4 protein-coding genes and 2 pseudogenes are annotated in these 5,852 nt (G+C 71.9%); all 6 read right to left on the bottom strand.

The features are described 5' to 3' along the window. Window positions 1-129: 129 nt before the first annotated feature. Complete coding sequence (truB, locus tag GV126_RS23895; RefSeq protein WP_159670330.1) at window positions 130-1,035, bottom strand: tRNA pseudouridine(55) synthase TruB; 906 nt, start codon at window positions 1,033-1,035, stop codon at window positions 130-132. Beyond that, entirely contained in the window at window positions 1,032-1,493 is a 462-nt protein-coding gene (rbfA, locus tag GV126_RS23890; RefSeq protein ID WP_159670328.1) for a 30S ribosome-binding factor RbfA, read from the bottom strand. Before rbfA ends, truB begins: the two co-directional genes overlap by 4 nt. Before the next feature lie 126 nt (window positions 1,494-1,619). Next, a complete protein-coding gene (locus tag GV126_RS23885; protein WP_159670325.1) occupies window positions 1,620-1,913 on the bottom strand; it encodes a DUF503 domain-containing protein in 294 nt (97 codons plus the stop codon). 195 nt (window positions 1,914-2,108) lie between these two features. Further along, window positions 2,109-4,808 (bottom strand): annotated as a pseudogene (gene infB, locus GV126_RS23880) (translation initiation factor IF-2); the annotation flags it as partial. A gap of 89 nt (window positions 4,809-4,897) precedes the next feature. Then, a pseudogene (locus GV126_RS37725) lies at window positions 4,898-5,204 on the bottom strand (translation initiation factor IF-2 N-terminal domain-containing protein); the annotation flags it as partial. Between the two features lie 148 nt (window positions 5,205-5,352). Beyond that, window positions 5,353-5,649 (bottom strand): YlxR family protein, encoded by a 297-nt coding sequence (locus tag GV126_RS23875; protein ID WP_159670320.1) that lies wholly within the window; start codon window positions 5,647-5,649, stop codon window positions 5,353-5,355. Window positions 5,650-5,852: the final 203 nt, after the last annotated feature.

Raw genomic sequence — 5,852 nt, 5'->3', positions numbered from 1 at the left:
CCACCCACGGTCACGCGCCCACCGCCCCACGACGCCGGCGGCAGCGCGACCCACAGCAGCCGACCGTCCAGCACCGCGGCCCCCGCGCCTGCCGGCACGGGACGGCGGCCCCACGGCCGGCGTGCCCGGTCAGCCGAAGACGGCCAGGCTCTTGGCCTTGCCCCGGTGGGCCTCCACGAGCGCCAGGAAGCGCCCCTCGGGGTCGAAGACCGCGACCGGGCCGCGGCCCGCGTACTCGTCGGGCATCTCCAGCCGCACCCCGTTGGTGAGCAGCCGGGCGCGCCGGGCGTCGACGTCCCAGCGGGGGAACGCCGCAGCGGCGGCCTGCGCGATCGGCATGATGGCCAGTTCCTGCTGGAGCTGGTCCAGGGTGCGCGCCCCGTCCAGACGGTACGGCCCGACACGGGTGCGGCGCAGCGCCGTGAGGTGGCCGCCGACGCCGAGGTCGGCGCCCAGGTCGCGGGCGAGGGCCCGGATGTAGGTGCCGGAGGAGCACACCACCGAGACGACCAGGTCGAGCACGGGTGTGCCGTCCTCGGCGACGGCGTCGCGGACGTCGTAGACGCGGAAGGAGGAGACGGTCACCGGCCGGGCCGGGATGTCGAACTCCTCGCCCTCGCGCGCCCGCTTGTAGGACCGCACGCCGTTGATCTTGATGGCGCTGACCTTGGACGGGACCTGCATGATGTCGCCGGTCAGCTTGGCAACGGCCGCGTCGACGGCCTCCCGGGTGACCTTGGAGGCGTCGGTGGAGGAGGTGATCTCCCCCTCGGCGTCGTCGGTGACCGTGGTCTGGCCGAGCCGGACGGTGCCGAGGTACTCCTTCTCGGTCAGCGCGAGGTGGCCGAGGAGCTTGGTGGCCTTCTCCACGCCGAGGACGAGGACGCCGGTGGCCATCGGGTCGAGGGTGCCAGCGTGGCCGACGCGGCGGGTCTTCGCGATCCCGCGCATCTTGGCCACGACGTCGTGCGAAGTGAAGCCCGACGGCTTGTCGACGATGACGAGGCCGTCGGGCGGGGTGGGCTTGCTGGTCATTCGGTGGTGTCGTCCGTCTCGTCGGCGTCGTCCTCGGAGTCCGGCTTGCGGTACGGGTCCGCGCCCCCGGCGTAGGAGGCGCCCGCGGACGCCTCGCGCACCTTCGCGTCGGAGGCGCGCGCCTTGTCGAGGAGGTCCTCGATGGTCCGGGCGGTGTCCGGCAGGGCGTCCGCGACGAAGGTGAGGGTCGGGGTGAACTTCACGCCGGCCGCGCGGCCGACCTCGGAGCGCAGGATGCCCTTGGCGCTCTCCAGGCCGGCGGCTGCCGCCTTCCGCTCCTCCTCGTCCCCGTAGACCGTGTAGAAGACGGTCGCCTCCCGCAGGTCGCCCGTGACCCTGGTGTCCGTGATGGTGACGTGCGAGCCGAGCCGCGGGTCCTTGATCCCGCGCTGCAGCTTCTGGGCCACCACCTCCCGGATGAGGTCCGCCAGCCTTTTCGCCCGCGCGTTGTCGGCCACTGGTCCGTCTCCCGTTCTTTCTTCTTCTGCGTTCTGCTGGTCTGGTGCGGTGTGGAGTGGTGAGGGTGCGGTGCCGTCCGGCCGTGAGCACCGCGCAGGCGGCCGGTCGTCCGCACCGGGGAACCGCTAGTCGTCCTCACCGTGGAAACGGCGCCGGACGGACAGCAGCTCCACCTCCGGGTGGCCGGCGACCAGCCGCTCGCACCGGTCCAGCACGTCGGTCAGGTGCACCGCGTCGCCCGAGACGGCGGCCAGGCCGATGACGGCCCGCCGGTGGAGGTTCATGTGATCCACCTCGGCCACGCTGACCGCGTACTTGCGCTGCAGCTCGGCGACGATCGGGCGGACGACGGAGCGCTTCTCCTTCAGCGAGTGGACGTCGCCGAGGAGGAGGTCGAAGGACAGAGTCCCCACGTACATGTGTGTGCCGGGTTGCCCGCCGGTACGGGGTCGATGGTCCTGCCTTCGGTGCGGGCAGGGACATCAAGAACGGTACCGCGAACCCGGCCGGTGGCTCGACGGGGTTTTCCCGACCCGGCGAACCGGCGCGCGGCCCGAGAAGCGACCGGCCGGCCGACGGGAGCGGGTCCCGTCGGCCGGCCGGCGCCGAAGGCGTTACGCCCGCGGCTTCTCGCGCAGCTCGTACGTCGCGATGATGTCGTCGACCTTGATGTCGTTGAAGTTGCCGAGGTTGATACCGCCCTCGAACCCTTCGCGGATCTCGGTGACGTCGTCCTTGAAGCGACGCAGGCCCTCGATGGTGAGGTTCTCCGCGACGACCTTGCCGTCGCGCAGGAGGCGCGCCTTGGCGTTCCTCTTGACCTCGCCGGAGCGGATGATGACACCCGCGATGTTGCCCAGCTTGGACGAGCGGAAGACCTCGCGGATCTCCGCCGTGCCGAGCTCGACCTCTTCGTATTCCGGCTTGAGCATGCCCTTGAGGGCCGCCTCGATCTCCTCGATCGCCTGGTAGATGACCGAGTAGTAGCGGACGTCCACGCCCTCGCGCTCCGCCATCTGCTGGGCCCGTCCGGCGGCGCGGACGTTGAAGCCGATGACGATCGCGTCGGAGCCCATCGCGAGGTCGATGTCGGACTCCGTGACCGCACCGACGCCGCGGTGCAGGACGCGGATGTCGACCTCTTCGCCGACGTCCAGCTGGAGCAGGGAGGACTCCAGTGCCTCGACGGAACCGGAAGCGTCACCCTTGATGATCAGGTTCAGCTGCTGGACCTCGCCGGCCTTCAGCACCTTGTCCAGGTCCTCCAGCGACACGCGGCGCGTGCGCTTGGCGAACGCGGCGTTGCGCTCGCGGGCGGCGCGCTTCTCCGCGATCTGGCGGGCCGTACGGTCCTCCTCGACCACGATGAAGTTGTCGCCCGCGCCCGGGACGTTGGTCAGGCCGAGGACCTGCACCGGCGTCGACGGGCCGGCCTCGTGCACGTTCTGACCGCTGTCGTCGAGCATGGCCCGGACACGGCCGTAGGCGTCGCCGACCACCATCGTGTCGCCGACCCGCAGCGTGCCTCGCTGGACCAGGACCGTCGCCACGGCACCGCGGCCGCGGTCCAGACGGGACTCGATCGCGATGCCCTGGGCGTCCTGGTTGGGGTTCGCCCGCAGGTCCAGCGCCGCGTCCGCGGTCAGGATGACGGCCTCGAGCAGGCTGTCGATGTGCAGGCCCTGCTTGGCGGAGATGTCGACGAACATGGTGTCGCCGCCGTACTCCTCCGCGACCAGGCCGTACTCGGTCAGCTGACCGCGCACCTTGGTCGGGTCCGCGCCCTCGACGTCGATCTTGTTGACCGCGACGACGATCGGCACGTCGGCCGCCTTGGCGTGGTTCAGGGCCTCGACCGTCTGCGGCATGACGCCGTCGTTGGCCGCGACGACCAGGATGGCGATGTCCGTCGACTTCGCACCGCGGGCACGCATGGCGGTGAACGCCTCGTGACCCGGGGTGTCGATGAAGGTGATCGCCCGCTCTTCGCCGTTGACCTCGGTCGCGACCTGGTAGGCACCGATGTGCTGGGTGATGCCGCCGGCCTCGCCCGCGATGACGTTCGTCTTGCGGATCGCGTCGAGCAGGCGGGTCTTGCCGTGGTCGACGTGACCCATGACGGTGACCACCGGCGGACGGACGACCAGGTCCTCCTCGCTGCCCTCGTCCTCACCGAACTCGATGTCGAAGGACTCCAGCAGCTCGCGGTCCTCTTCCTCCGGGCTGACGATCTGAACCGTGTAGTTCATCTCGTCGGCCAGGAGCTGCAGCGTCTCGTCGGAGACGGACTGCGTGGCCGTGACCATCTCGCCCAGGTTCATCATGACCGCGACGAGGGAGGCCGGGTTGGCGTTGATCTTCTCCGCGAAGTCGGTGAGCGACGCGCCACGGGAGAGCCGGATGGTCTCGCCGTTGCCGCGCGGCAGCATCACGCCGCCGACCGACGGCGCCTGCATCGCCTCGTACTCCTGACGGCGCTGCCGCTTCGACTTGCGGCCGCGACGGGCCGGACCGCCGGGACGGCCGAAGGCGCCCTGCGTGCCACCGCGGCCACCGGGACCGCCGGGACGGCCGCCGAAGCCGGGACGGCCACCGCCGCCACCGAAGCCGCCACCGCCACCGGGACGACCGGCGAAACCGCCACCGCCACCGGGGCGACCGGCGCCACCGCCGCCGGGACGACCGGCGAAGCCGCCCGGACGACCGCCGCCGCCACCGGGACGACCGGCACCGGCCGGACCGCGGCCGCCGGGGCCGGGACGCGGGCCGGCAGCGGGACGCTGCGGCATCATGCCCGGGTTCGGGCGCGGGCCGGGACGCGGACCGCCCTGCGGACGGGGCATCGAGCCCGGGGTCGGGCGGGGACCGCCCGGAGCCTGCGGACGCGGACCGCCGCCCTGCGCGCCGGGCGCCTGCGGACGGGGACCGGCGCCGGGGGCACCGGGACCGCCGGGACGCGGGCCCTGCGGACGGGGCGCCTGCGGGCGCGCCATGCCGGTGGAGCCACCGGAGGTGAAGGGGTTGTTGCCCGGACGCGGACCGGCCGGACGGGCACCCGGACGCTGACCCTGGCCGCCGCCGGGGCGCGCGGCGCCCTGGCCGGGACGGGAGGTCTGGCCCTGGCCGCCGGGGCCGGGACGGGCACCGGGCTTGGGCGCACCCGGACGGGCGCCGGGGCGCGCGGCCGGGGTGGGAGCCGACGGCGGAGCGGTGAACTCCGGGGTGGTCGGCGCGGCCGGGGCCGGTCGCGGCGCGGGCTTGGGACCCGGCACCGGACGCGGGCCGGGAGCCGGCGCGGGCGCCGACGGGGACGGTAAAGGTAAAAATTGTTTTTTTGCAAGCAGAGGACGGCATCCGAGGTTTCGACCTGTCTCGTGGGCTCGGAGATGTGTATAAGGGTCGGAAGCCGGCGGCTTGGGGGCAGCCGGACGCTCCCCCGCCGGCTTGACGCCGTGGGCGGTGCCCCCACCCTGCGCCGGCGAGGGCGCGGCGGGCCTGGGGGCGGCCTTCTTCGGGGCACCCGGCTTGGCGGCGCTCTTGCCGCTGCCGTTGCCCTGCTGGAAGGCGTCGGTCAGTTTGCGTACCACGGGCGCCTCGATCGTCGAGGACGCCGATCGGACGAATTCACCGAGTTCCTGGAGCTTGGCCATGACGACCTTGCTCTCGACACCGAACTCCTTGGCGAGTTCGTAGACCCGGACCTTAGCCACTTCGCTCCTTTGAGGTCCGGGTTGAGGCCGGACCGTCGCTAGTTCATGGGCGTACTCATCGCGTACTCATCGAGTGCTCATCGCAATCTCGACCTGCTTTCGACTCGCGAGGTACCAGACCGCACGGGGTTCCGTGCGGTACGTCTTTCTACCGTGCTGCCTGTTCGGCAACTGTTGTCCGCTCGACGTACCGGCGCAACGCCTTTGTGTCGAGCGCTCCCGGGGCGCGCAGTGCCCGCGTGAACGCCCGCCGGCGTACCGCCTGGTCGAGACAGACCAGGGTGGGATGCACATAGGCACCCCGGCCGGGCAGCGTACCGCGAGGATCGGGGACGCACGCGTCCTCGATCGCCACGATCCGCAGCAGCTCCGTCTTGGCCGCACGCTCCCGACACCCCACACAGGTGCGTTCAGGGCATACTCGGGCCCGCGTCCGGCCAGACACCCTTAAGTCTACCTCCCCGTACGCACCTCACCCCTTTGGGGCAGGATTCGAACAGTTGCCGTACAGAACTCTGTCGTGATCTCAGCGACCCGCAGTCCGGATCTATTCCCCGGGCGGCCCGGGTCGCGGGGTCCTTCCGTTACTCCGAGACCTGCTCGGTGTCCGGGCGGATGTCGATGCGCCAGCCGGTGAGCCGGGCCGCG

Source organism: Streptomyces mexicanus (assembly GCF_902506575.1).
GTDB lineage: Bacteria > Actinomycetota > Actinomycetes > Streptomycetales > Streptomycetaceae > Streptomyces > Streptomyces mexicanus.
Note: the sequence above shows the minus strand (reverse complement) of the source record. Positions and strands in the feature narration are given on the sequence as shown.

What these genes read in the sequence shown, in the direction of transcription:
- truB (WP_159670330.1), bottom strand. Translation starts at nt 1,035, where the DNA reads ATGACCAGCAAGCCCACCCCGCCCGACGGCCTCGTCATCGTCGACAAG.
- GV126_RS23885 (WP_159670325.1), bottom strand. Translation starts at nt 1,913, where the DNA reads ATGTACGTGGGGACTCTGTCCTTCGACCTCCTCCTCGGCGACGTCCAC.